Source organism: Nonomuraea sp. NPDC050022, assembly GCF_044460705.1.
Classification (GTDB): Bacteria; Actinomycetota; Actinomycetes; order Streptosporangiales; family Streptosporangiaceae; genus Nonomuraea.
In genome coordinates, this window is record NZ_JBITKE010000016.1 from 138,062 (window position 1) to 163,367 (window position 25,306).

Here is a 25,306-nt window from a genome sequence, read left to right on the forward strand (position 1 = left end):
AGACGGTCAAATAGTCCCAGCACCCCGGCTCCTCCTCGACCTCGGCCTCTCACGGCCAGAACTGCAGGGTGATCAACGTCCGCTTGACGACGTCCGGCGGGAACGCCCCGTGGCCGAGCCGGTCGCGGTGGACGCGGACGTTCCACCGCCGGTCGGACCGGCCGAGGTCGAACCTGCTGCCGGTCAGATCGGTGCCGGCGATGTCCTCGGGCTGGATGATCCCGGACTCCAGATAGACGGCCCCCTGCCAGGTCGATGCCCTGGACGGGTGCGCCGGCGGCTCGCCGTCCCACAACTCGTACTTGACGAGGCAGCCCCGGTCGACCGGCTCGTCGACGGCGATCCAGTTGTCCTCGGCCGCAGCCCATCCTCCCGGCTCGATGGCGGAGTCGTCAGGGGATTCCTCGGCCCCGGCGTCCACCACGCCGACGAAACCGGAGATCGGGTCGTCGTCCAGTAATTCACTGATCAATGCGGCCATGCTGCCGGCCTCCGCGGTACGAGGGTGGTGGCGATGTCGGGATGGGGGCCACCGCGCGGGCGCGGTGGCCCCCATCCCACCTCAGCGGGCGGTTACGGCGCTACTTGAGCTCGATGTAGAAACCGTCCTTGTTGATGATCCGATTGTTCCAGTACCAGGCTTTGAGCACGTTGCCGTGCTGCTTGTTCAAGGTCTCGTTGATCCTTTCGACGGAGAAATTGTGGTCAGGAACCGCCCGTGCCGCCCCTTGGTAGGTCGACTCGAAGGGGAACTCGTCGCAGCTCTTCTTGTTCTGATCCTTGATCGGGACCTCGTTCTTGCAGACACTGGCCGTCACCGCGTAGTTCGCCTCCTTCGTCGCCTTGAACGCCGCCCGGGTCAGCCTTGACGCGATGCTCTGCCCAGGAATGTTCTTGCGTTCGCCCTCGGTGTCGGGGAACGACTTCCCGCCGGCTAGGGGGTAGGTCTGGTCCGGAAGGTAGAAGGCCATCGAGACGTGATTGAAGATGTCGCTGAAGCCGACTCCTCGGGGGCTGACGTCGTCCCGCCGCATGACCATCTTCGCGACGGCGTTCATGTGCACGCAGCCGCCGCCGTTCTTGTTGTGCCAGCCGATCGTCGGCGAGGCGTCGCAGCGGACAAACGAGGGGAGGCCGACCGTGCTGCTGAACTCCCGCGGTCCCTTGTCGAAGGGGCTCTCGCCGCGCGCGTAGCTGTTGATCGTGCACCTGCCCAGCTTGTGGTAGCCCTCCCTGCCCCGGTCGGCGTAGGTCTCCGTCATGTGCCAGCCGCGTTGCTGCGCTGATGCCGTGGCCCATTGGGCGACGGTGTACATGCCGAGCATGCCGGACTCCGACCTGCGGTCGCAGATGGTCGGGTTCTGGCCGGCCGGCTCCGTGCTCAGCACGTCCCAGCCGAAGGCCAACCTCTTGGGCTGGTAGCCCCAGCTCTGGTCGGGGAGCAGCGAGATCCTCTTGTCCACCTGCAAGATCCTCTGGGAGACACGGGTTCCGGTATGCATCATCTGGAAGCCGTGCAACTGTCCCTTGAGCACTGCCGAGGAACTGCCCGGCGTCCCCTCCCAGACGTTCACCACGAACCTGGTCAGGCGGCAGTGCGAGAAACGGTTGGGAGTGTAGACGCCGCCAGAGGACGCGCGCCCGGCCTCCCGGTAGCAGTCCTCGACGGTCGCCCACTTCGGCTGCTCGGCCCCGGTGGGCAGGGTGTTCCTGAGGTCGTCGGGGGTGGTCGGCGGGTCCGCGGTGGCGGCGCGCGCCGCGACCTGGGAGTTGCGGCCCACCTTGATGGTCTGCCAGCCGGTCCAGTCGCCTGTGACGCCGCCGGTGGTGACCCGGGCGCGCCAGCGCACCGCTGAGCCAGCCCGTAACCGGTCCTTGGGCACTCGCAGTGTGGCCTGCGCGTCGCCGGACCCGGCGGTGGCCTGGCCGGACCAGATCAGCCGCTTGTCCGTGGTCACCTTGTCTGCCTTGACGGGCTCGACAGACTTGGTGGGCTTGCCGGCGATCTCCACTTCCACCTTCGCCTCGCCGTTGCGCCCGGCGGATAGCCAGGCGGTCAGGCGGGGGCTGAGGGTGGAGACGACGGTGACGCCGTCTACGGTGCGGCTGTCGTCGACCGTCAGTTTCGCGATTCCGGCGGCATCGGCACTACCCGCGCTCAGCCTTGGTGCTGCGCTGCTCGCCGCGGCGCCGAGGGGGATGTTCATGTCGGCCTGGATTTCGGACTCGCTCTGAACGCGGTTGTAGACGCGTACTTCGTCGATTAGGCCCTTGAAGAACTCACCATAGAAGCCATCGCCGCCGATCCGCAGTGGTCCGCCATCGTCGAGGACATCGCCGACGATTGACGCCTGCGAGATGTGCACGCCGTTGATGTACAGGTGAATGGTGCTGCCGTCGTAGGTGGTGGCCAGATGGCTCCACTGGTTCAGCGGCAGCGGGTCGTGACCCCTGACCCCAGCGCTCTCCTCGGTGGTTTCCAGGTAGCCCGCAGGGGCGCTGTATTCGGTGGAGGCGTACAGGCCGTAACCGCCGCCGTCGGAGCGCTCCTTCAGCAGCACGGCGCGCCAGAGGGCGTCCAGCGCTGAGGGTCGTACCCAGGCCGAGAGCGTCAACTTGTTCGTCAGGCGCAGTGACGCGGCGTGCGGGACGGTCACCCAGCTGGAGGTGCCGTTGAAGGACAGCGCGCCGCCGTATTTGCCGGTCGCCCAGGTGGTGTCGGTGGCCGTGCCGGTGTTGTTCTGCCCGGAGGCGTCACCGACGGTGGTGCTCGAACCCTCGTTCATGCCGTACGCGGCCACCAGGCCCTGGTTCGCGGGCGGCTCGGTCGCCGTGGCCGAGCGCTCGGCCGAGGCGGGTCCGGCGTTGCCGGCGGCGTCGACGGCGCGCACCTGGTAGTAGTACGTGCCTGCGGCCAGTCCGGAGTCCAGGTACGAGGTGCCCTGGGCGGAGCCGACCTGGTTGGCGCCCGACGGGGTGAAGCCGGGCGTCGTGGACCGGTGGATTGTGTATCCCGTCACGCCCACGTTGTCGGTTGCGGCCGTCCAGGTCAGGGAGGCCGAGTGGGGGCCGCCGGTCGCGGTGAGCGAGCCGGGTGCGGTGGGGGCCTGGGTGTCGGGCTGTTGGGGCTGGCCGAGGGGGGTGTTCATGTCGGCCTGGATCTCGGCAGCGGTCTGGGCGCGGTTGTAGACGCGCACCTCGTCGATCAATCCTCCGAAGTACTCGCTCCACATCTGGTTGCCGCCGATGCGCAACGGACTGCCGTCGTCATAGAGGCTGTCGCTGAACGGGGTCTGGGCGACCTCCTGGCCGTTGACGAACAACCGCAGGTACGTGCCGTTGTAGGTGAGGGCCAGATGGCTCCAGGTGCTGACCGGCAACGAGGAGGTACCGGCGACGGTCGTGGAAGCCTCCGGCTTGGCCTGTATCCAACCAGCGGGAACCGAGCTGCGGTTGGCGGCGTACAGGGTGTAGGAGACGCCTCCGGCGCTCAGCTCCTTGCCCACCACACTGCTCCAGCTGGCCACCGAGGCCGGATTGACCCAGGCCGAGAGCGTCATCCCGGTCGTCAACCGCAGTGACGCGGCGTCCTGGACGGTGACCCAGCTGGAGGAGCCGTTGAACGACAGGGCCTTGCCGTACTTGCCGTTCACCCAGATCGTGCCACTGCCCGTGCCGGCGTTGCCCTGCCCGGAGGAGTCGGATACGCGGGTGCCTGTGCCCTCGTTCATGCCATAGGCCGCCACCAGCCCGGGCACCGAGGGCGCGTCCGCTGCGGTGGTGAACGACCAGATGTGCGGCGCGGCCATGACGTTGCCCGAGGTGTCCTTGGCGCCGCTCACCTCGGCCGTGTACGCGGTGGTGCCGGCCAGCCGCTGCTGCGGGGCGAAGGTCAGCACCTTGCCCTCGGCGTCCATCGCGGACGTGCCCGCGACCGCGACTCCCTGGGCGTTCTTGACGGTGATCTGCGCGCCCGACACCTTCTCGCCGAAGGTCGCCCGCACCGGCGCGTCCACCGGCACTCCGGTGGCGTTCGCGGCCGGGCTCGTCCCCGACACGACCGGCGGGGCGGTGTCCGGCGCGGCGGTGGTGAAGGACCACGTCCGGGGGGTCATCACGTTCTCCGCGATGTCCTTGCCGCCGCTCACCTCGACGGTGTAGGCCGTGTTGCCGGCCAGCGCCGCGTCCGGGGTGAAGGTCAGCACCTCGTGGGAGGCGTCCAGGACCGCGTTCCCCGCGACCTCCGCCCCTTGCGGGTTCTTGACGGTGACAACGGCGTCAGTGACGTGCTCGCTGAAGACGGCCACGACGGACGTCGTGGTGGGAACGTCGACCTGGCCGTTCGCCGGGCTGATCTGCCTCACCGTGGGAGGCGTGGTGTCGTTCTCAGGGGGAGGGTTGGTCCCGGGCTCGGGCTCTTCCGGCGGCGCCTCGGGCTGCGTGTCGATGCCCTCGATCAGTTCCTCGTCGGTGAGCCCTTCCGGATAGTACGCCTCGGTCAGGGAGGTCTGCGCTGAGCTGTTGGAGGCCACAGCGCTGGCCAGCGCCTCATCGTCGGTCATGACGCGCGACGGGGGAAGCTCGTCGTAGTGGACGTTGCCCGCCGCCACCCAGGCCTGGTCGTCGGCGTACGACGCCGCCGGCGGCTCCTGATCGCCCGGGTACGTCCGGAGCACGATCAGTTGCTCCTTGACGCTCGGGATGTACTCGACGATGAGGGCAGGCGGGTGTCGGTAGCCTGGGTAGTCCGCGCCGCCGTAATCGCTGGAGTAGTACTGGCGCCAGTTGATCGTGGCGGTCTCGCTGACGGCCTGAAGCACCACCCCGTGGTTGGGCTCGTCCCGCTCGATCCAGGCGCGGGCCATGTTGGTGACCCGGTGCACCAGCTGCTCTTCCTTGGTGCACCAGCTGGGAGAAGGGGGAACGGCCTCGTAGTTGTAACCGGCCTTGTTGCCGCTCTCGCCCTCCACGCTGCCGAGCGTGGGCTGTCGCGACCAGCTCAAGGTGGAGGTGTCCCAGGAGGAGGTGACGCGGCGCGCTCCGATGCCGGACCCGCCCATCGGATCGCCGCAGTTCACGTTGTTGGGGCCGCCGGACTTGTAGTTCCACACCCACAGGTCCGCATCCACCACGGTGGCGCCCTCGAGTACGGGGTCCTCGGTGTCGAACTTCAGGTAGACGCGGGCGATGTCGGCGCTGGTGGAGGTGGTGCCGGCGCGCAGGTACCCGGCCGCGGCGTTGTTGCCGCCCGCGTTCTTGCTGACCCAGGCGTCGGTGGGTCTTCCGCCGCCGAACCAGTCGTCGGCGGCGGCGATCGTCACCGGGTAGGTCACCGCCGGGTCGGCCAGGAACTTCTCATCCGGGGTGAACACCAGCTCCGGCGTCTGCCGGAGGTCTCCACGCGGGCCTTGACCGGGGCGGACCTGCCTTCGTCGGGGGAGGCCTCGACCTTGGCGTCCATCGCGGTCAACACGACCGGCGCCGCCGCGGCCTTGCCCTTGGAGTCCTTGAGCTGTGGCAGCCCGTCGGACGTCGTGCCGAACGTGGTGCCCTTGGGCAGGGTGAGCGGCAGCCGTACGGTCACCGGGCTGGCCGGCTTGTGCCGGAAGACCACCTGCGAGATAAACCCGTCGGCCTGGGCTTGGACCACCAGGTCGGCTCCTCGCGCGACGGCGTCGCGGTAGGTGACCGTGCTGCCGGAGACCTTCGGCTCCGGCAGCGCCCGGCTCACGCCGAGTCCGGTCGTGCCATGCTCTCCATCGGCGGACACCAGGTTCTTGGCACCCCGCTCACCGAAGGTCAGCGGGCTCTTGACCCGCGCGGCCCGCAGCTTGCCGTCACGGGTGACGATGCGGGTGTCGATGGGCTCCCAGGCGCCGCCAGCCGGGTTCTTCAGCTGGACGGGCCGGGTGTACAGCTCGGCCCGCATGGTCTTGCCGTCCGGGTTCGCCAGAACCTTCATCGTCTCCGTGAACTTGGATGGCACCTCGACCGGCTTGCCGGACGCGGCGGCCTTGTCCCAGGCGGTCTTGAGCACGGGGTCGGCGGGAGCGAGGGAGGGGGAGGGCGTGGGGCCCTGGGCGGTCGCGGGTGCGCTCAGCAGCGAGAGCGGGAGCGCCAGGGCCACGATGAGGGCGGCGCTGCGGCGGGTCCGGGTGGACGAGCCGGACAATAATCGGCGTGCGTTCATCACTACCTCTCGAACGTATGTATTAGACCGAGATGATCGTCACACGGGGCGACGATGGAGTAAAGATCGTTTTCAGTATCGGGAACGGGATGCTCCGTGATCGGTGCAAACCGCCGGTCGGTCAGCTCATCTCCTCCAGCGCCCGACTATTGGTCTCCTTTCCGAACTGGGCAGGGTGCCTCCCGGTTTGTGACCGGAGGCGGGTGGGGTCAGCCCTTGCAGGGGGCCCGCACGGTGGTGAATGCGTCCGCGTCGGCGGGGATGCCGTCACGGTTGCCGCCGGTGCCGAGGTGGCGGTCTTGCGCTGGTTGCGGAGACGAAGCCGATCCAGGCGCGTGCAGAGTCGCCGGTCCGTCGGGGCGGCGGCGTGGCCGCCGGACGCAGCTGATGTTCCGGTCCAGCGGCACCGATCAGGTTCAGCATGGTCAACTGCTGGAGCCGGACGGGCCCACGAGCGTTTAGAGGACACGCTGAGCTCGATTGCACCCACATCTGGTGAGCGGGAACTCCTTGCAAGGCTCAGGCCGCGAGTATCGTTTTGACCAGGCTAATCACCCATCATGCGATAGACGATGGAAGGTCTTTGCCGAGGTGCCGATGCGCGGTGAGCAGCAACCGCATATCGCCCACAAGTAGACATATTGGACTCGAAACGACTCCTAATCCGGGTGTCGGTTGGCTGACGCCGTGACGATCGCGTACTTCGGTGCACGCCGTGCGTGGCCGGGGCGATCGCCGCCAGGCCCCTCCTTCGTCGGGCCCTGCCATCGGATGACCATGGCTGAGGTGACAGCCGTGCTGGCGGAAGCGCTTCACGCTGGCCGATCTTGCTAACTCGGTTGCTAACAACGACCGTGGACGAGCACGGACATAGGTGGACTGGGACCGCACGATAGAGGCCCGTGACCAGCATGTCGAGCCACTTATGGACGGCTGTGGACGATCAAGTTCTCACTTGTAAACAGAAGGTCAGGGGTTCGATTCCCCTCGTCGGCTCTACAAGAGGAACCCCTGAACAGGCGATACGCTTCAGGGGCTTCTTATTTGTCAGGACAATCTTGAGATCTTGCTAACAGGAGACTCCGTGACTTTGGAAGAGCATCCCGGCGCGTGGACCTACGATCCTGAGGCGGAGGCCGCGTACATCTACCTGCGGGGTCCGATCGCGCCTAGGCCGTGTTTTAGAAGTTGCTGGTGTGTTGAGTGGGCCGTCCGGGGAAGTCGCGGGCGGCCATCCAGATGGTGAGGTCACGGGCGATCTGGTTGATGCTGGTCTGCATGGCGACGTCGTGTTCGCGACGGGTGGTGTCGCGGCGGATGACTTCGTAGCCGCCTTCCTCCAGGACTGCGACGGAGGCAAACCAAACCGGGTCGTCTTCGTCGGGCTGGATGACGACGAAGGTGTTGTCTGAACCGTTGAGGTCGTCGATCAGCATGAACAGCGCGTCTTCGGACGGGTCGTCGATGTGGTCGCCGTTTTCACTATCGGCGCGGTAGTACGCGGCCCCCATCGAGGCTGTCTCCCCTCGGCTCGCTGACCTGACCACGATCAGGATGGCATGGGAGCTGACAGGTATGGCAGGTCACAGCCATTCGTTGATCGCGGCGATGAGGACGGTTGCCTCAAAGCGGACCGCGAGCTTGTCGAACCTGGTGGCCACCGCCCGGTTCCGCTTCAACCGGTTGATGCCGCACGCGACCGCGTGCCGAGCCTTGTAGTCCTCGCGGTCGAAGGCCGGAGGCCGCCCGCCGGCCGTTCCCCGGCGTCGGCGGTGGCCGGCCTGATCGGCCGGTTCCGGGATCGTGCACCGGATCCCGCGCCGACGAAGGTAGGAGCGGTTCGCGCGCGAGGAGTATGCCTTGTCACCTCGAACCCTCAGCGGACGAACGCGGGGTCGACCCCGCCCAAGGCGGGGAACCCGGATAGCTTCCAAGACAGCCCTGAACTGAGGGCTGTCTCCACGCTGCCCGGCCGTGACCAGCAGTGATAACGGACGCTGCCCTTGCTCGCAGGCCAGATGAATCTTCGTGGTCCAACCTCCGCGAGAGCGACCCAGAGCGTGGTCATCGGGTTCGGTTCGGGTCCCGCCCGGCGGGACCTTCTGCTCCTGGCCTTCCCGGCGGGCACCAGCCGCGTGCTGGTGGGCCCGACAGATCGTGGAGTCGACGTTGACCTCCCAGGTGATCAGCCCGGCCGCGTCCGCCCGGGCTTGCAGGCCGGTCAGCACCATCGACCAGACACCCTCACGCTGCCAGCGGCGAAACAGTCCGTAGACCGTCTGCCACGGCCCGTACTCCGGCGGCAGATCTCGCCACGGGGCACCGGTCCTCACCCGCCAACGGATCCCATCGATCAACCGCCGCCGACACACCGATGGCCTGCCCGTCACCGCCACGGGCAACAGCGGCACCAACGCCGCCCACTGTTCGTCCGAAAGATCCCCTCGCCCCACACCGAGATCATCACGCCGCGGGGCGAGGCACATACCCCAGTTCTAAAACACGACCTAGTGGCGTGGCGCGGATGGTCACGGTGGACAGTCCCATGGTGAACCTCGACCTGGACGAGAGCGGCCGGGTGATCGGTATCGAGATCTCGCCAGGTGGCCGGGAGAATAGGAAAGAAGGGCCCTCCCGAGCTGGGAGAGCCCTCTCGCCTGGCGTGGATCTTCAGGCGGTGTCCTTGACAGCCTCCTGGAATCCGGACAGGTGGGCCCACACCTGCGGTGTTCTTCCGGGCGCCCGATATCTTCGATTGCCACAGGCCCGCGATGCGGCAAGAGATTATGGCTCGCATGGCGGGTCTCGAAGCGGTGTTGGGCAGCGTGGGTAAAGCTGTGGCTCAACGCAGCGTAGGTGCGTGGCTAGCGAGCAGGACGGCACAGCAGGAGCGGAATACCGACCTGAAAGAGTTGATCAAGAGTTCGTTCCGGGATCATGTTGCTCGGCGCAAGTTCGAGAATCAGGTACAGGGCATCGCCTTGGCAGTGGAGGACCGGCTCAGGGTCTTGGTCGAACACGAGTACCGGGGGTTAACGGACGAGGCCAAGGCGGCCGTGCTTCATGAGGTCGTCAATTCACTGTCCAGCGCCGACTTATCGGATACCGCGTTGTTCGCAAGCGACGGTGACCCGGTGAAGCTGACCGAGCACGTGATGGCCCGCTTACCCCAGCATCAGATGGGCGAGGCCGAGGACAGGCTGCACGCAGTGCTCTTGGCTGAGTGCATCGAGTGCACGGTAAGGATGATCCAGAACCTCCCGCAGTACCTGCCGCGCGCTACCACCGAGACCATCGGTCGTCTGTCGGGCCTCTCCGACCAGGTGGAAAGGCTGCTGGCCAGAATTCCGGTCCGCACGCTGGATGCACCAGAGGGCACCCAAGAGGACGTTGCCTTCGAGCGGCGCTACCTGGAATTCGTCAGTCACACTCTCGACGAAGTCGAGCTGCTAGGCGTACGGGTGGAGTCCTACCGTCCGCGGACCTCGCTGAGCGTGTCCTACATCAGTCTGACCGTTTCGGCAGGCGACAGGGGCTGGCGGAGGGCAGCTACACGCATGCCCCTGGACTCGTTGACGGGACGCTCTCAGCCCGAGTCAGGAACGCTACGTGTGGAGTCGGCGCTCAGCCAAGCCCAGCTGACACTTGTGCGCGGCGAAGCCGGTTCGGGCAAGAGCACATTGCTACGCTGGCTGGCGGTGACGGCGGCACGCAGTGCCTTTTCGGGGGAGCTGTCCTCGTGGGATGGTTGCGTGCCGCTGCTAGTCAAGCTGCGCAGCCACGCCGACGGCGTCCTGCCGCCGCCGGAACTCCTACTTTCGGACGTCGCCTTAGAGCTAACGGGCCGTATGCCACGTGGCTGGGTAGAGCGGGTGCTGGAGTCGGGACGCGGACTGCTGCTCGTCGACGGGGTCGACGAATTGCAGATCAGGCATCGTCGGGCCGTACGCCAGTGGCTGGCACGGATACTGGCCGCCTACCCCTCGATGAGGGTGGTAGTGACCTCCCGTCCAGCGGCCGCGGACGCGCGGTGGCTAGCTGACGAAGGCTTCATCCCCGTCCTGCTGGAACCGATGACCCCGGTCGATCTTCGGGAGCTGGTGCGGCAGTGGCACATGGCGATGCACGATTGCCCGAGCCTGCCGTGTGGTCCCGAGGAACTAGAGACCTGTGAACGGTCTCTACTCGCCCAACTCGAGAGCCGCGGACATCTGCGAGCCCTCGCCAGTACGCCGTTGCTCGCCGCCATGCTGTGCGCTCTCAACCTGGACCGGCGTCGCCAATTGCCGCCCAGCCGAATGGGGCTGTACCGGGCTGTGCTCGACATGCTGCTAGAACGGCGCGACGCCGAACGGGGAATCGACGACGAGGTAATCCTGGACCTGGACCAGAAGGTCTGGATCCTCAGAGATCTAGCTTGGCGGCTCGTCTCCATGGGCCGCTCCGAGCTTTCCAAGGGCACCGCGTTGCGTAGGATCGAGCAGCGGCTCACCTCCATGGTCCGCATGCCCTACTCCACCGAAGAGGTGCTCGATCATCTCCTGCGCCGCAGCGGAGTCCTCCGGGAGCCGGTGCCGGACCGTATCGATTTCGTCCACCGGACCGTGCAGGACTACCTCGCGGCCGGCCAACTCGTGGAAGACGAGGACGTCGAAGCGGCGATCGACAAGGCGCACCTGGATCAGTGGCGCGAGGTGGTGGTGATGGCCGCCGGGCACGCGACCGGCCGCCTCCGTCGCGAACTGCTGACGGGGCTGATGGACCGAGCCGACCAGGAGCCGCGGCATGCCCGGCGGCTGCGGCTGGTACTGGCGGCCTGCCTGGAGACAATGCAGGAGATCCCACCTCAGGTGCGTGATCGGTTCGAGCGCTGCCTGACTGCGGTGATACCACCGAGGAACGAAGATGAGACGAGCATCTTGGCAGGGGTGGGCGACGAGGTACTAAAGCGGCTCCCCGAAGATATATCGCAACTCAATGAGCACCAGGCGACCATGACTGTGCGCACCGCGTGGATGATTAATGGGCCGCGCGCTATGGTACAACTGGCCCGCTACGGGCCCGTCGCAGAGAGGAACGTGCTGGCTGAGCTCATCAACGGCTGGCAGTACTTCGATGCTGGCGATTACGCCCGTGATGTACTGGCAACCGCGTCTCTTAAAGAGCTGTACATCGATGATCTGCGTCTCCTGCGCGGTTTGCAGCATCTGCCAACATTAACCACACTGCAGGTCCACGTCGCAAGTCCGATGCGCAATCTCCGCTTCCTTCGTCATCTCCCGAACCTAACTGATCTGTCAATCGATCCGTTAGAGATGGATACGCTGGACGAACTTACAGACGTGCCTCGGCTCACCGCGCTCTGGTGTCAAACTGAGCACTACAGGACTATGAATGTTGCCACACTAACCCAGCTCCCGAGATTGAGCGAGCTGACTCTCTGGGGCGTTTGGCTGAATGACCTGCTATTCCTCGACCGGCTCCCATCGCTCACGACACTCGGCCTCACGTTGCCACGGGACGGCCTCGATCTGACGCCCTTGTCAAATCAGCACGGTCTCGAGCGTTTGTACCTCCAAGGTCAGAGCAGCCCGCTTGACCCAGTCCTGTTCGCGGGCATGTCGCAGCTGGAGCATCTAGCGCTGATGACCCGCGGCCCCATCCTGGGCGGGCTCGCCGCCCTCGTCGACAACCGGCCTGCACTACCTTCCCTCCTCTTGTCCGGGATGAGTCAGCTGGGCAGCATCACCGTACTTGAGTCCCTTGGTCTGAAGTACCTGCAGATTAATAGGTGTGAGCAGGTGGAGAACCTCGACCAGTTGACCTGTCTGCAGACACTTGAGCATTTGTCGCTCGTTGACGTTCCCCTGGAGGACCTCACGCCACTCGCCACCCTTCCTCGCCTGAAGACCCTTTCTCTGTCGACGATAAATCGGACTGTCGATCTTGCACCGCTTTCGGCAAGGCCTGGGCTCAGGGTCAAAGTACGAGATGATCACGAGGTTATCAATGAGCACATCCTCCATCTGTCCTCCGAGCTGGAGCGATTCGCCTTCGTCAGATAACCGAGCTTCTCGATTTCAGCGGGACGATTGGAGTTGGAATCTCCTCAACTGTCCATCATTCCAAGAAGAGCATCCCCCTTTAGCGGGCGCGCTGGTTTATCAACAGTCGGGGAAGTCGGTTGGCTGCGGTAGAATCCTCACGGACTACTGGAGTCGTGCAAGGATGTGAAGAATGCTGTCGTCTCGCGGCCGCATGCCATCGGGAACGATCTGCTTAAGTTCCGTTGAGGTGAGGACGCTCAGCTGTTCGAGAGCTTCACGCGGATCGCCGTCGATACCCGCCTGCCGCTCGCGAAGATAGATCTCGGCCCTGAGCGCCGAGACCCAACTCCTATGAGGCTCCTTCTTCCGCTGGGTCCCACTTAGCATCCTTGGCCCGCTCACCGTCGGCATGAGTGCTGCGGTCTCCTGGCCCAGACGGCCTGTGTGCCGAGGCGATCGATGAGGTGTTTTCCCGTCCCTGCCAGCAGGTGGGTCTTGCTAACACGGATGGTAACAATAGCTCTGGACGGCCACGGAGGATGGCGGTCCCCGAACCCCGACGTCCCCCTCGATCAGGTATTTCTAACGCCCGTAGACGCTTGTGGACAGTCTCGAACTGGCTACGGATCAGATGCTGGTGTCCCGTCGCACCTCAATGCTGGAGTACAGCAACGCCGTCACACATGAGCACCTTTCGCCAGCCGACATCTGCCGCTTCATCAGGTTGAAGACCACTCGGCATGGTGGCTGGCTCTCGTTTGCAAGCAGGGCGTCAGGTTCCGTTCGGCGATATGGTCGAGGTCAGAGGCCAAGCGGGTGTTTGGAAAGCCAGTCGGCGTGAGTGGTTTGCAGCGCGTCTCGTTCTTGAGGGCTGGCCAGGATGGCATCGGCGCCGCCGTCGTAGGGGTGGTAGAGGCGTCGCAGGTTGGCGTCCATGATGATGACGCCGAAGCACTCGTCGTCGGCGACGGCACGCAGCAAGGGATCCAGGCTTCCCGGCTCCCAAGGCTGCTCGCCCACATGTACGTGCATTGTCCCGCCGGGATCGGAGTCGTCATCCTCGCGAATTTTCGTCCATAGGCGCGAGCCGGGATTGAGGGCGTGCGGATCAGTAGTGGACGACGCAGCGGTGTCTTTGTCGGGAACGAAGCTCACCGTTACGACGTAGACGGGATGGCCGGCGAAGAGTTCGGTGAGCACGGTGTTGTGGCGGTCGAGCAGGCTCTGATATTCGACGGCGGTGTCGGCGTACCGCTTGGAGTTCGGCAGGCTGTGAAAGCGCACCCAGCAGTCCCGATCGCCGCGGAGCTCGTGGGCGATGGGCGGACAGTCCGGCCAACGTGACCGCCACAATGCCGACAGCTCAGGTAAGGCAGGGTTCGGGAGTTCTCGTGCAGGCATGCGCCCAGGGTAAACGTCGACAGCCTGGCGGCACGATCTTGCTAACACAGGTGCTAACAGCGTCCTGGACGATCACGGATGGTTGTAGATGGCCAGCTGCCCATAGAGGGGCGTGATCTGCGGGTCGGGAGAGCCATGGACACTCGTTGACGATCTCGAAGTGGCTTGTAAACAGAAGGTCAGGGGTTCGATTCCCCTCGTCGGCTCTGCGCCTGCACAGGCGAAACGTCCGGTCCGAGATCAACTCGGACCGGACGTTCTTGATCGAGTGCGATGCGGGTGCGATCGATCTTGGATTCACGCCTCCGCCGACATCAACTCGACCACGTCCGCGTCGGCGGAGAACGGTTGAATCGGATCCCGTCGCAACAGGTTCGGATCGGGCGCTAGTGTCGGCAGTCCACGATGATGATCGACTTTGGAGGGCGCCGTGCGGCGCGTAATGATCCTTCTTGCCTCGATCGCAGCCTTAGCCGCAGGTCTGGTCGTCGCCCGGCGGCGCTTCGTCATCGTCCGGATCAGCGGGGCGAGCATGCTGCCGACCTACCGCACGGGCGACCGCGTGCTCGTCCGCAGGACCACGGGGGCGGGCGCCAGGCGCAGCCAGGTTGTGGTGCTGCAGACGGCGCTGCCCGGGGGAGTGTGGCGCACCGGGCCGCTGCCGCAGCCGGGGGCGGCCCGGTGGTTCATCAAGCGCGCGGTGGCCGTGCCGGGTGATCCTGTGCCCGCCCAGGTCATGGATCGTGTGGAGGCGTTGCCGGGCGACACGGTTCCGGCGGGCCGACTGGTCGTCCTGGGTGACGGGCCGGTCAGCGAGGACTCGCGGGTTTGGGGTTACGTGCCCTTCGACCGCGTGCTCGGCGTCGTCATCCGCAGGCTCGCCCCCTCCCGCGAATCCTGAAATTTCGGGATACTCGGCGAGCGCTGCGAGTCCGTCGGCTCGTAGCCCTGAGCCTGCAGGGTGAACAGCCCCGCGTAGTCCCCTCCCAGCGCCATCAGCTCCGCGTGCGAGCCACGTTCGACGATCCGCCCTTCGGAGAGCACGACGATCACGTCCGCCTCCCTCACCGCGCCCAGCCGGTGCGAGATCAGCAGACTGGTACCTCCCGCACGGTGACGGCGCAGGCTCTGATGGATGGCGTGCTCGGCCTGCGCGTCCAGGCCGGAGCTCGGCTCGTCGAGCACGAGCAGGTCCCGCCCCTCCCGCATCAGGGCGCGGGCTAGCGCGAGGCGCTGCCACTGCCCGCCGGACAGCACTACTCCGGCCTGAGGGTCGTCCCTGTCGCCGAAGAAGATGCGGCTCAGCAGCGTGTCGTAGCCCCGCGGCAGCCCGGCGACCGTCTCGTGGACACCGGCCAACCTGGCGGCGGCCTCAACCCGGTCTCGGTCGTCGAGGGCCGCGACGTCGCCTAGCCCGATGTTCTCGGCCGCGGTCAGGTCGTAGGACATGTAGTCCTGGAACACCGCGCCGATGCGGCCGCGCAACTCGGCCGGATCCATCTCCCGCAGGTCGACGCCGTCCCAGCGGATGGACCCGCGTACCGGGTCGTACAGCCTGCAGATCAGCTTGACCAGAGTGCTCTTGCCCGCGCCGTTCAGCCCGACCAGGGCGAGGGAGCCGCCGCGGGGGATGAAGAGGTCAACCCCGCGCAGCACCCACGGATGCGTGTCGTCGTACCGGAACCACACGCCGCTCACCTCGATGCCCTCGCGCAGCGAGGGGACGGGGCGCGGATGCCGTGGAATGAGCAGGTCGGGCCCGTCGGCCACGACGTCGAGGTAGTGCCCGAACATCAGCAGCGCGTTGTGCGCGTCGGCCGACTGGCCGACGATCGACGTGAGCGCGGACTGCACCCCGGCGACGGCCGCGACGAACACGGCGACGTCGCCGACGCTCAGCGTGCCCGACGCGGCGCCGATGATCGCCCAGAGCAGGCCGAGCGCGGCGACGGCGGCCCCGACCAGCGACAACGACCCTTGAGTACGCAGTGTCCTGCGGGCGAGCCCCTGCTCGGCGGCGTTGACCGCACGCAACTCGCTCAGCATCCTGGCGCGCAGGAAGTCGCCGAGGCCGAACAGCCGGATCTCCTTGGCCGCGTCGGGGCTGGTGAGAAGGCCGGCGAAGAAGATCTGCCGCCTGGTTGTCGAGCTGATGCCCCACATCATGCCGGCGCGACGTCGCGAGAGGTCGAGCTGGGCGCGGACCGAGGGGATCGCGGAGAGCGCCACGACGAGGACCATCCCCGGAGCCAGTACGGCCAGCGCCGCGGTGAATCCGGCGAGGATAACGGCCCCCTGGGCAATCCCCAGGGCAGAGCGGACGATTCGCTGCGGCGCGTTCTGACCGGCCTCCTGCGCCAGCCGTACCTGGTCATGGTAGGCCGGGTTCTCGAATCGGCTCAGCCCCGGGTGGGCGTTGACGGCCTGGAACAGCCGATCCTGGATCAGCACCTGGAGCGCGCGGCGCAGCTGCTCCTGGGCGTACTCCGCGACCGTGGGCAAGGCCGCACCCGCCAAGCCGGTCACGCCGAGAGCCACGCCCTGCGGGAGCAACTCGGCGGGGCCCGCCCCGGCCGCCAGGCCGTCGAGAACGAGTTTGGTCAGCCACGCGGCGACCACCGGGACCAGGCCCATGAGCAGCACCGTGATCCCGGATACCAGCACGGCGGCAGGGTGCGCCCGCCAAGCCAGCGCCGCAGCCGCGCGAAACCGCCGTCGCCGGGCGGCGCCGCCACCGTACCCGGCAAGAGGGAGCGACGATGTGGGGCTGCCGTTCCCCGCAGGAGGGGTCATCGGCGCGTGGCCGCAGGCAGCCTGCCCGGGGCGGTGTCGGCCGCCACGACCACCGCGTCACCGCCGACCAGGTAGAAGCTGGGGAACTGGGAGACCTGCAACGCCCTGCTCACCGGACCGCCCATAGGCTCGAGTACGACGGTGACCGAGGTCAGCTCGCGGGTGAACCGCCGGGCCTCGTCGGGGTCGCCCGTGACCACGACCAGCACGCGTTCGGGGCGGGTGTCGGCCAGGTAGGACGTGAACTCCGGCAGCCGCTCGTGGCAGGACGCACACTCGGTGGAGAACACCGCCACCACGGAGGGCCCCGAGAAGAACGCGCGCGACACGGTTCCGCCGCCGACCGTGGTCGCGCTGAACTCGCCGAGCGCCGTTCCCGGCTGCACCAGAGGGGTACGCGTCGGCCCCAGCTCCGCCAGCCGCAATGCGTGCTCGCGCAGGCGGCGGATCACCGCCAGGGTCAGCACCAGATCCACCAGGCACAACAATCCGACGACGATGACGGCGGCGACGAGATATGGCATGCGAGCTCCTTAGGGGCGGCGCGGCTGGGTCGGCGAACACGTCGGCGAGGTCTTCGAAGAAGATCACGATGATGGCGAGGGACGGCCCCCACCAGCACGCTCAGGGCGACGCCCGCGAAATGCGGAGTGCTGTGCCCCAGTACGAACATCGCCCTGACGATGCCGACGCAGAAACCACCAGGACGGTGCCGGCCAGCATCGGGCCGGCCCGCACTGTCCCGGGGATCGCCAACAGTACGACGCATCCTTCCGCGAGAACGATGGAGCCGCTCAACGCGACCAGGAAGACGACGCCTATCGCCGCTTGGCGGGCTGGCACGACGTACTGCGTGGCTATCACTGGGGGATGGGAAGGGGGCGTCAGCAGTGTTCGAAGCTGCTGCAGTTGGTGGTGTTGGTGGCGTCGTGGTAGCAGCAGGTTCGGCAGAACTGGCCGTTGCAGCACCAGTCGGTCCAGCAGACGGCCGAGGCTTCTGCTGAGGGCAGGAGTTTGTCGAGGAGTCGGTCTCCCAGCTTGTTGAGCGCGCGGATCATGAGGATCTCCTTGCGGGGTGATGATCTTTACGCGCTACAGTCACTCAGCAAGAGCATCATTGTTAATAGAGAGATCGGCCGACAATGCGTAATATATTCAGCAGTTCATAATCTTGACACAGGGGGTGTTCTTTGAAAGGGCCCTGCCGTGTAAGTCGCCGCATGGAACGTGATCATTGATCCCGGGCGGAGCCTTCCCCTCGGTGATCGACAAGCGTAAATCCCCTGGTAGAAGCGGTCTTGCGACGGATCAACTTCACAATCTCCGGCGGCACGCTATCCCAAAAGCGCGCTTGGTGCTGCGCTATATGGATAGCCGACGTCGTGGAACCCTCATAATCTCCACTCTCAAGTACGAATAGGCGAACAGCCCGAAAGCTCTTGGCCTTCAGAGAACAGGGTTGGGTGATGAGGCAGCCGCCGGCCACGTCCGTGATGCCGACGATCGCGTCGGCGTCCGGGATGTTCCACCAGGACTCGTATAGAACGTCGATGTCCACGTCGTCGACAGGCGTGGCTTCCAGGCGCGCTGTTGCCTCGGCCGCGCAGGCCAGGCTCAGGTCGTCGTAATAGAAGTCTCGGCCACGACCTTCGATGGTACGACCAGCCATAGGTCGTTCTCGCTCACTGAGCACCACGCTCTTGTCGGCGACGTAGGACTTCCTCCATGGTCGTGGCCGGCAGAGTCCCGGGCTTCGGTTGCTGCTCGGATACGGTCACGGTCCGGGTCGGTGTCCAGCATGGCCCGACCCGTCCAGTTCAGCGCCCTGCTGAGCTTCAAGAAGTTCGGCGAAGAACTGCGCACGGCGGCTGCCGCGCAGCGCGCCGGAGATTCCGCCGATCGTCCGCGGCACTCTGGGATGGCCCGGTGTACCACCGTGGACAGGCTGAGCGCTCGTGACACCACCTTTCACGCTGTCAGCCTGCGACTTGATCTCAACCACTCGCAGGAATCCCGTAGGCCAAGGGGAAGAGTGTGCCTATGATCATCTACCAGGCGTGCACCGAGCATGACTGCCCGGCTCGGCGCCCGTGATCTGGAGACCTTCAATTCCAACGATTGGTGATCCTGCTAACGCAGATGCTAACAACGATCTTGGAACGCATGGATGCGTGTGGACGGCGGAACTGCTGGACGAGGTCCTGATCCAGGCGCAGCGCCCCGCCGTGGACGGGCGTGGACGGGCGCGAGGTCTCTTGTAAACAGAAGGTCAGGGGTTCGATTCCCCTCGTCGGCTCGCAGCTCAAAGGCCCTTCGGGAAGATCCCGGAGGGCCTTTCTGATCTCCATACAGCGGCCGCGTCCAAGGAGATGGTGTTTGAGAAGGCCACCGGTAATCCGGTGGACTATTAGGAGGCAATCGCCTCAATGGTCACTTTAGCATCGTTTGTCTCGTTTTGCGGGTCGGCCTTCTTCCGGCATTCGGCAAGAATCTCCCGGCCCAGATAGCGGCGTTGCTCGGTCCATTCGTCGTTCTGCTCGGCCAGCACCGCGCCGACGAGCCGGATGATGGAGTCGCGGGTGGGGAAGATACCGACCACGTCGGTGCGGCGGCGGATCTCCTTGTTGAGGCGCTCTTGGGGGTTGTTGCTCCACGTCTGGCGCCAGACGGCCTTGGGAAAGGCGGCGAAGGCCAGGATGTCCTCGCGGGCCTCGTCCAGGTGCTCGGCCGCGGCCGGGTATTTGGCCTCCAGCGTCTGCACGACGTGGCGGTGCTGGGCGTAGACAGACTCGGCGTCGGGCTGTTCGAAGACGGTGCGCAGCATGGTCGCCACCCACGGCTGCGCCGACTTCGGGACGCGGCAGAGCAAATTTCTCGCGTAATGAAGCTGTCAAGAATTAAGGCGTTGCTTTCTGATCTTGGACTCGTTGAGATGGTATGGCGATCTCCAGCGAGGTCCGCGAGCAACTTGCGGCTCGGTTTGAGGTGTTACTGCCGCATCTGAACGAGCGTCAGCGGCGTCTGCTCCTGGCGCAGGAAGCGCGGCTGCTCGGGCACGGTGGAATCCGGATGGTCGCGGCCGTGACCGGGGTGTCGGAGACGACGGTGCGGGCCGGAGTGTTCGAACTGGAGGCTGGCGAGGACCTGCATGGCGACGGTCGAGTCCGTCGGCCCGGTGGCGGCCGGAAGCCGGCTGACGAACTCGACCCTGCGCTGGTCCCGGCGCTGCTGGCGTTGGTGGAGCCGGATGAGCGTGGCGATCCGATGTCCCCGCTGCGCTGGACGACCAAGTCGCTGCGAAGTCTGGCCGAGGAACTGACCGGCAGGGGCATCCAGTCTCCGCGCCGACGGTAACCACAAGACTCACCGCTACGTCGCAGCTTCACTCCTGTTCTGCTGGGCGCACGGAAGATCGGGCCTACAGAATGCGCTTCCAGTAAGTGGAGAGGAATTTCCGGGCGATCTCTCGATCCAATTTCAGGCTCGCGTGCTGGTCATGCCAGAGGCCCGTGAAGCCTCGTTGAAGGTCGTAGGCGAATGTTCCCTGTTTGAGATTGAGCTCGACGGTCTTGTTGGGGAAGGCGCCGAGCCACCCAGGCTTTCCGGCCAGATCCGCTTCGTTCCAGCGTGGCCCCAGGATGGGCCCGAGCGCCGCTACTGTTCTCTGTCTGTCGGGGGTCAATAGCGGCCGGTCGTTTACGACCGACATGTTTCCCTTGATGATGACGTTGTAGAGCATTTGGACGGTCTCGTCGAGAGTGGTGCGCGACCACCCATTACCGACCCTCGTACGTTCGCCGCTACCGCCTTTCGTGCCGTCGGTTATCTTCATCGTACGGCCCTTGGCCATGTCGAACTCGCGGTCGAACTGGCCAACCCGTTTCTGGAAGAAAAAGGGATTCCTTCCGTCCTCGGCGAACTTTGCGAGCGCGAAGATGGCGTTCGCAGGAGTGGTGATCACGACAATCCCGGTAGCCCACTTGACGTCATGCCACCGCTTGGCCGGGCTCTGCTTCCATTCTCTGCCCCTCAGGCTCGCATAGGGCGGGGCAGGCCAGGACCGAGCGGCGATACCCGCGCCGGTGCTGAGTGCGGCCATGCCGAAGCCCATCTCAGCGGCGTGCTTCCAATCCCAGCCGGCGCCGCCGGCCCATCCCGCGGTTGCCAGCACGGTTGAGCTCACCGCCCCGCCGACCATGAGCCGGGAGAATGCCCGTTCCCAGGTGGCCGACTCCATGGCCTCGGCCAGGCCGGTGAGCGCGGATCCGCCTCGGCGCAGCAACGCGGGCAGCGCGCCGTGCGCACCGGCCATCAACCCGCCGGCGAGCGCTCCGTGCAACATATCCCGAACCAGGTTCCCGACATCGATGGTGCCGGTGGCGAACAGTTGGCCGATCGCGCTCAGTCCGCCGGAGTACATCGCGCCCAACGCCGCCTGACGGATGATCAGCAAAGTGATCCGCAGTACCTGGCCCTCTGTTTGGAGCAGCCTTTTCACCACGGCGTCGAGGAGCGGGCCGAGCCGGGGGGCCAGTAGCTTCGCGATGAGCATCAGTGCCACCACGAACGCCGCGGATGCCAGGAATCGCCGTCTGGCCTCCACGATGGCGTCGTAGCCGATCTGGCCGCTGTCGGCGAGATGCGCGCACCGCCGATGCAGGTCCGCCAGCTGCCCATTCTCGCCGTGCACCACCCGCGTGGTCCGTCCGAACACAGCCGTGGCCAGCCCGGACCCGGACCCGGTCACCCGACCGGCCTGCCCGGCGACCTGCTCCTGGACGTCAGCGACCACGCGTCCCACCGTCGTCGCGGCATCCCGCAGTCGCGCCACACCGTCGAGATCACCATCCGGCCATGCGGACCCGACTCCTACAGATTCGAGGAACCAGATCGCCTGGCTCACGAAGTCAGGCGCTGGTGTGGTCGTCGGCAGACCGCTCGGGCCCCGTTCGGGCTTGTACACATCCGGATCCGTCAGCCATCCCGGGTACCCCTGCGCGTACGGGATCTCGGTGGTCGCCTCCCTGCCCCCGGCGATCATCCTGGCGTTCAAGTCCTCGGTCGCGGCATACCCGCACCCGGCGACGACCATCCCGGCCGCCATCGCGCGTAGCAGGTTCACCGCTCCGACCAGGTCTTTCAGCAGGTCGTCACGTAGTCGGGCGAACCCCGGCAGGCCCGCCTCGGGATCGCCTTCGAACAGCGCCCGGCCTAGATCGTCCTGACCGAAGGGCCGCTCATCCATCGCCCGGCAGAACTCGTCCACGCCCTCGGCCAGATCATCAGCGGCCTTCCGAACACCTTTCCCCGCGCTGATCCATTTCTCCGGGTCGAATATCAGTACCCTCGCATGAGCCAGATCGTTGGCGGCGATATTCCTCAACTCCATGATCTACAGCAACCGCTCGCAATCGATAACGGAGCATCTACGCCGACGGAAGGCGGGGCCGCCTTCACTGTCGGCCGGCAAGGCTCGACGCGGTGGTGGTTGATGCGCGTTCGGCAACGTAGCAACCCGCCTATGGCGAGCGTCTTGGGGATCCGACGAAGTCGCGATTTACATTGCCCCTGCTGAATAAGGAGCTCGTTCGACCAAAAGCCGATGCATTCGCGGTTCCACCCTTCGCATGGGTATGTCTGGCCGGGATCGATGCACACAGAATGGGTGGGGTAGGTGGGAAGAATGCCGTATAAAATACATCATTTATACAGCTAGCAAGATCACGAGTCAACGCCCTTCGGCCCGGTCGCTACTTGGCCGTAGTCCTCACCCATATGACCGCCCTGACAGACGGAAGCGCGGCTGCACCGCCGATCTCGCGAGGCGACGAGGCCGCACGCGCCCGGCGCCGGCGTGGAGGCGGTTGCCCAGCCTGCCCGCGTTCTGGTCGGGCGGGTGCTGCGTCTGAGCATCGCCGAGCGATGCGCGCTGGGTGTGAGTACCGTGGGAAAGATCGCCCGGGACTGAGACTGGAGCAAAGTAGCCGATGCCATGGATCTTGCGAGTCTGGCGCACAAGCGTCTGATCGGAGTGTTGGTCGCCCAGTTCGTGCATGAAACCAACGCCCCTGAAGTCATCGATGTGTGGCTGCGTTTGGAGTCGGTGACTATTGGCGTCGGAGTCGCCGCCGATTGGTCGTTTCGGATCGAGCCGTGCGAACCAGGGTCGAGCTACGTGATGGAAGAGCTTGGCAGTCGCGTCGATGTGATCTCCGCTCCGGATGGGGTTCCTTTCGTACGGCATATCGGCGAACGGCTCGTACGCGTTGTCGAGCGGTTGGGCGGCGGGGTGGACGGCAGCGAGCGTGTGGGAGCGGAGTTCGTGTTCGACTCGGGGACTGTAGTCGCGGAGAGCTTTGGCGGCGACCTGCGGATGACCGGCGACTGACTCACGATGGAGGCAACTTCCCAGGTTGTGTGCCTGGAGCCTTGATCGTCCTGCGGTACAAGGGTGGTTTGCTTGCTGAGGGAGGCTTCCCATCTGCTGTACAGCAACGCCGTCTTACCCGATCGCATGTCGACTCTCCACGATCACCACTTGAGCAGGACGGTCGCGCATTGACGGGACGTCTGCCCTGCCCTGGTAAACGGAAGGTCAGGGGTTCGATTCCCCTCGTCGGCTCTCTGTTTGAACAGGGAAAACGCCCGGTCTGAGATCAACTCGGACCGGGCGATTTACATCGAATGCGATGAGAGCGCGATCGATCTTGGATGGTCAGGCCTCAGCTGTCACAAGCTCGACCACGTCCGCGTCGGCGGAGAACGACGGAATCGGCTCGGAGCCGTCGTCCCGGGAGCCTCGGGGCGACGCTCACCGGAGCGTCGTCCTCGGAGTCGGCCGCTACAGGTGCCTGTCGAGTAGGACACGCCCGTTCTTGGTAAGCCGGACGTCGATACTCCTGATTTGCTTCATGGTCAGCCCGGTCGTGCCGACGGGCATGGTCGTGGTGCCGGGCGACGCCATCCAGGTGGCCAGTTTGGTACTGCTGCCCAGAAGGTCGGTGACGTACATGGCGTACTCAAACGTCTTGGGCGGGGCCGGGTCGGCGGGCACGGCGTAACGGCAGGTCAACTCCACTCGAGTGCCCCAGGGTTGCTGGATGACGCGCACCTCGGCGGTGACCGGGCTGGGCATCGTCTGCAGCATCGGCAGGGCGGCCTCCTGCCGCTCGGGCGGGAGCGGGGACGCCTGCATCGGCAGGGCGGCCTCTTGCCGCTCGAGCAGGAGCGGGGACGCCATCACCCCGGCAAGGGCCGCCGCGATGGCGACCGCGGCGGCACGTATCCGGCCCCACCGCCGGGCCCGTCGGCTGGAGTCCATCAGCTCGGGCAGCAGACTCGCCGGCACCTCGGCAGGCGAGGGGTCGGCGTGCGGCGGGCGCAGGGCGCGGTCCGCCGGGACGGTCGAGAGGATGCCGGGTATGCCGGCGAGCGAGGCGACCGCCTGCGAGCAGGCGGCGCATCCACTCAGGTGCTCTTCGTACTCGAGTCTTTCGCGGGGTGACAGGGCCCCGATGACGTACGCCGCGTCCCATTCCGCGTACGGATCCGTTGAGGACATCAATGAGTGGTGACCCCCCTCTCCTGCAGCGCGAGTCGCAGGGCCCTGAGAGCGTAGTGCAGCCTCGACTTCACCGTGCCGGGCGGCAGGTCGAGCTCGTCGGCGAGTTCGGCGACGGATTCGCCGCCATAATAGGTGCGCACGATGACGGTTCTGTGGTTCTCCGACAGTTGCGCGAGGGCGTCTGTGACCAGCCAAGCGTCGAGTGTGGCGTCTATCTGGTCGGCGCTGGAGGTTTCGGGGAGCCGGTCGGTGCCGACCTCCCGGCGTACCCGAGCGCTGCGGCTATGGTCGATCACCACGTTCCTGGCCACGGTGTACAACCAGGCGCGCGACGCCGTCTCACCCTTGTGGAAGACCTCCGGGCTCTTCCACGCTCGTAGCAGCGTTTCCTGGACGACGTCATGGGCGAACTGGTTGTCGCCGGTCAAGCGGACAACGAAGCGCCACAGGGCGGGCGCGTGCTCGTCGTACAGTGCCCGCAGGAGTGCCGCATGCGCATCGGTCATGTCCACACCCATGTGAGAAGGGGGTTACTTTCCCGGGAAAACGGGCCTTCGCTTGCTCAGGAAGGCTTGCGTGCCCTCGCGCATGTCCTCACTGGTGAACGTGCGGCGAAAAGCGTGCGCCTCGATGTCGAGCGCGGCGCCGATCTCCCGGCCGCGCGAGTCGTTGACGGCCTCCTTGCACAACGCCACGGCGATCGGTGAGTTCGCTGAGACCAGCGCCAACGACTGGTACGCCGCCTGCAGCATCTCCTCCCTGGTCACGAACACCCGGTTGACCAGGCCGATCCGCAGGGCCTCCCCGGCATCGACGTTGCGGCCCGTGTAGATCATCTCCCGGGCCCGGCCGGGGGCGACGTGACGTTGCAGCCGCACGCATCCGCCGAAGGCGGGGATCAGCCCGAGCCGTACCTCCGGCTGGCCGAATACGGCGTCCGCCGTCGCGTAGATGTAGTCGCAGGCCATGGCCAGCTCACACCCGCCCCCGAGCGCGTACCCATTCACGCAGGCGATCACCGGGAACGGCGCCGCCTCGATCAGCCGGGTGACCTCCTGGCCCAGCCTGCCGAATTCCTCGCCCTCCTCCGGCGTCATCGCCGCCATCTCCCGGATGTCGGCACCGGCGACGAAGGCGCGTTCTCCCGAACCGGTGAGGATCATCCCGCGGAAGCCGGTCAGGCCGGTGAGGAAGCGTCGCAGCTCGGTGAGGGTCTGCCGGGACAGGGCGTTGAGCACGCCGGGCCTGTCAATGGCGAGCGTCACGATCTCATCCTTGTCGTCGACCGTCAGTGTTCGAAAAGCCATGGAT

17 protein-coding genes and 2 pseudogenes are annotated in these 25,306 nt (G+C 65.9%); 4 read left to right on the plus strand and 15 right to left on the minus strand.

Going from position 1 to position 25,306, the window contains the following annotated elements; all coding sequences use genetic code 11:
- Positions 1-49: 49 nt before the first annotated feature.
- From ACIBO2_RS49560 to ACIBO2_RS49580, 5 genes are all read right to left on the minus strand, one after another.
- Positions 50-472, minus strand: coding sequence for a hypothetical protein (locus ACIBO2_RS49560; protein WP_397304594.1), 423 nt, complete (start codon positions 470-472; stop codon positions 50-52).
- Between the two features lie 109 nt (positions 473-581).
- The gene (locus tag ACIBO2_RS49565) at positions 582-5,372 is read right to left on the minus strand and encodes a LamG-like jellyroll fold domain-containing protein (RefSeq protein WP_397304595.1); all 4,791 of its coding nucleotides are present in this window, start codon (positions 5,370-5,372) and stop codon (positions 582-584) included.
- Entirely contained in the window at positions 5,330-6,190 is an 861-nt protein-coding gene (locus ACIBO2_RS49570; protein WP_397304596.1) for a hypothetical protein, read from the minus strand. The genes ACIBO2_RS49565 and ACIBO2_RS49570 overlap by 43 nt, the downstream gene beginning before the upstream one ends.
- 1,181 nt (positions 6,191-7,371) lie before the next feature.
- Positions 7,372-7,701 carry a hypothetical protein gene (locus ACIBO2_RS49575; protein ID WP_397304597.1) on the minus strand — a complete coding sequence of 110 codons (330 nt, stop codon included), beginning with the start codon at positions 7,699-7,701 and terminating at the stop codon, positions 7,372-7,374.
- A 72-nt stretch (positions 7,702-7,773) separates the two neighbouring features.
- Positions 7,774-8,643 carry an IS5 family transposase gene (locus ACIBO2_RS49580; RefSeq protein WP_397304663.1) on the minus strand — a complete coding sequence of 290 codons (870 nt, stop codon included), beginning with the start codon at positions 8,641-8,643 and terminating at the stop codon, positions 7,774-7,776.
- 342 nt (positions 8,644-8,985) lie between these two features.
- On the opposite strand from ACIBO2_RS49580, the gene ACIBO2_RS49585 reads away from it, so the two are divergent.
- The gene (locus tag ACIBO2_RS49585) at positions 8,986-12,255 is read left to right on the plus strand and encodes an NACHT domain-containing protein (protein ID WP_397304598.1); all 3,270 of its coding nucleotides are present in this window, start codon (positions 8,986-8,988) and stop codon (positions 12,253-12,255) included.
- A gap of 783 nt (positions 12,256-13,038) precedes the next feature.
- Here ACIBO2_RS49585 and ACIBO2_RS49590 read toward each other — a convergent pair.
- Positions 13,039-13,521, minus strand: a complete 483-nt coding sequence (locus ACIBO2_RS49590) for a hypothetical protein (RefSeq protein WP_397304599.1) — start codon at positions 13,519-13,521, stop codon at positions 13,039-13,041.
- 547 nt (positions 13,522-14,068) lie between these two features.
- Between ACIBO2_RS49590 and ACIBO2_RS49595 the strand changes: the two genes are divergently transcribed.
- Positions 14,069-14,539 carry a S26 family signal peptidase gene (locus ACIBO2_RS49595; protein ID WP_397304600.1) on the plus strand — a complete coding sequence of 157 codons (471 nt, stop codon included), beginning with the start codon at positions 14,069-14,071 and terminating at the stop codon, positions 14,537-14,539.
- Here ACIBO2_RS49595 and ACIBO2_RS49600 read toward each other — a convergent pair.
- The 5 genes and pseudogenes from ACIBO2_RS49600 to ACIBO2_RS49620 all read right to left on the minus strand — a co-directional run.
- Positions 14,473-16,302, minus strand: a complete 1,830-nt coding sequence (locus tag ACIBO2_RS49600) for an ABC transporter ATP-binding protein (protein WP_397304601.1) — start codon at positions 16,300-16,302, stop codon at positions 14,473-14,475. The two genes, ACIBO2_RS49595 and ACIBO2_RS49600, sit on opposite strands and share 67 nt — an antisense overlap.
- A 125-nt stretch (positions 16,303-16,427) precedes the next feature.
- Complete coding sequence (locus ACIBO2_RS49605) at positions 16,428-16,955, minus strand: TlpA disulfide reductase family protein (protein WP_397304602.1); 528 nt, start codon at positions 16,953-16,955, stop codon at positions 16,428-16,430.
- A 360-nt stretch (positions 16,956-17,315) separates the two neighbouring features.
- Positions 17,316-17,489, minus strand: a complete 174-nt coding sequence (locus tag ACIBO2_RS49610; protein WP_397304603.1) for a hypothetical protein — start codon at positions 17,487-17,489, stop codon at positions 17,316-17,318.
- A 173-nt stretch (positions 17,490-17,662) separates the two neighbouring features.
- Positions 17,663-18,100, minus strand: coding sequence for a hypothetical protein (locus tag ACIBO2_RS49615; RefSeq protein ID WP_397304604.1), 438 nt, complete (start codon positions 18,098-18,100; stop codon positions 17,663-17,665).
- A 738-nt stretch (positions 18,101-18,838) separates the two neighbouring features.
- Positions 18,839-19,315, minus strand: a pseudogene (locus ACIBO2_RS49620) (transposase); the annotation flags it as partial.
- A gap of 53 nt (positions 19,316-19,368) precedes the next feature.
- Here ACIBO2_RS49620 and ACIBO2_RS49625 point away from each other — a divergent pair.
- A pseudogene (locus ACIBO2_RS49625) lies at positions 19,369-19,784 on the plus strand (ISAzo13 family transposase); the annotation flags it as partial.
- Between the two features lie 65 nt (positions 19,785-19,849).
- Here the strand turns inward: ACIBO2_RS49625 and ACIBO2_RS49630 are convergent.
- Positions 19,850-21,820 carry a sugar transferase gene (locus tag ACIBO2_RS49630; protein ID WP_397304605.1) on the minus strand — a complete coding sequence of 657 codons (1,971 nt, stop codon included), beginning with the start codon at positions 21,818-21,820 and terminating at the stop codon, positions 19,850-19,852.
- A gap of 603 nt (positions 21,821-22,423) precedes the next feature.
- Between ACIBO2_RS49630 and ACIBO2_RS49635 the strand changes: the two genes are divergently transcribed.
- Positions 22,424-22,819, plus strand: a complete 396-nt coding sequence (locus tag ACIBO2_RS49635; RefSeq protein ID WP_397304606.1) for a hypothetical protein — start codon at positions 22,424-22,426, stop codon at positions 22,817-22,819.
- A 453-nt stretch (positions 22,820-23,272) separates the two neighbouring features.
- On the opposite strand, the gene ACIBO2_RS49640 is transcribed toward ACIBO2_RS49635, so the two are convergent.
- Genes ACIBO2_RS49640 through ACIBO2_RS49650 form a run of 3 tightly spaced genes read right to left on the minus strand, consistent with a single transcriptional unit; the run spans position 23,273 to position 25,302 of the window.
- A complete protein-coding gene (locus tag ACIBO2_RS49640) occupies positions 23,273-23,992 on the minus strand; it encodes a zf-HC2 domain-containing protein (RefSeq protein WP_358557750.1) in 720 nt (239 codons plus the stop codon).
- On the minus strand, positions 23,992-24,501 hold the full coding sequence (locus ACIBO2_RS49645) for a sigma-70 family RNA polymerase sigma factor (protein WP_358026731.1): 510 nt from the start codon (positions 24,499-24,501) through the stop codon (positions 23,992-23,994). Before ACIBO2_RS49645 ends, ACIBO2_RS49640 begins: the two co-directional genes overlap by 1 nt.
- A 24-nt stretch (positions 24,502-24,525) precedes the next feature.
- A complete protein-coding gene (locus ACIBO2_RS49650; protein WP_397304607.1) occupies positions 24,526-25,302 on the minus strand; it encodes an enoyl-CoA hydratase-related protein in 777 nt (258 codons plus the stop codon).
- Between the last annotated feature and the right edge of the window lie 4 nt (positions 25,303-25,306).

Bases quoted from the DNA above. Each gene is read 5' to 3' on its own strand.
- ACIBO2_RS49570 (WP_397304596.1), bottom strand. From the start codon at position 6,190: ATGAACGCACGCCGATTATTGTCCGGCTCGTCCACCCGGACCCGCCGC.
- ACIBO2_RS49575 (WP_397304597.1), bottom strand. From the start codon at position 7,701: ATGGGGGCCGCGTACTACCGCGCCGATAGTGAAAACGGCGACCACATC.
- ACIBO2_RS49585 (WP_397304598.1), top strand. From the start codon at position 8,986: ATGGCGGGTCTCGAAGCGGTGTTGGGCAGCGTGGGTAAAGCTGTGGCT.
- ACIBO2_RS49605 (WP_397304602.1), bottom strand. From the start codon at position 16,955: ATGCCATATCTCGTCGCCGCCGTCATCGTCGTCGGATTGTTGTGCCTG.
- ACIBO2_RS49610 (WP_397304603.1), bottom strand. From the start codon at position 17,489: ATGATCCGCGCGCTCAACAAGCTGGGAGACCGACTCCTCGACAAACTC.
- ACIBO2_RS49615 (WP_397304604.1), bottom strand. From the start codon at position 18,100: ATGGCTGGTCGTACCATCGAAGGTCGTGGCCGAGACTTCTATTACGAC.
- ACIBO2_RS49630 (WP_397304605.1), bottom strand. From the start codon at position 21,820: ATGGAGTTGAGGAATATCGCCGCCAACGATCTGGCTCATGCGAGGGTA.
- ACIBO2_RS49635 (WP_397304606.1), top strand. From the start codon at position 22,424: ATGGATCTTGCGAGTCTGGCGCACAAGCGTCTGATCGGAGTGTTGGTC.
- ACIBO2_RS49640 (WP_358557750.1), bottom strand. From the start codon at position 23,992: ATGTCCTCAACGGATCCGTACGCGGAATGGGACGCGGCGTACGTCATC.
- ACIBO2_RS49645 (WP_358026731.1), bottom strand. From the start codon at position 24,501: ATGACCGATGCGCATGCGGCACTCCTGCGGGCACTGTACGACGAGCAC.
- ACIBO2_RS49650 (WP_397304607.1), bottom strand. From the start codon at position 25,302: ATGGCTTTTCGAACACTGACGGTCGACGACAAGGATGAGATCGTGACG.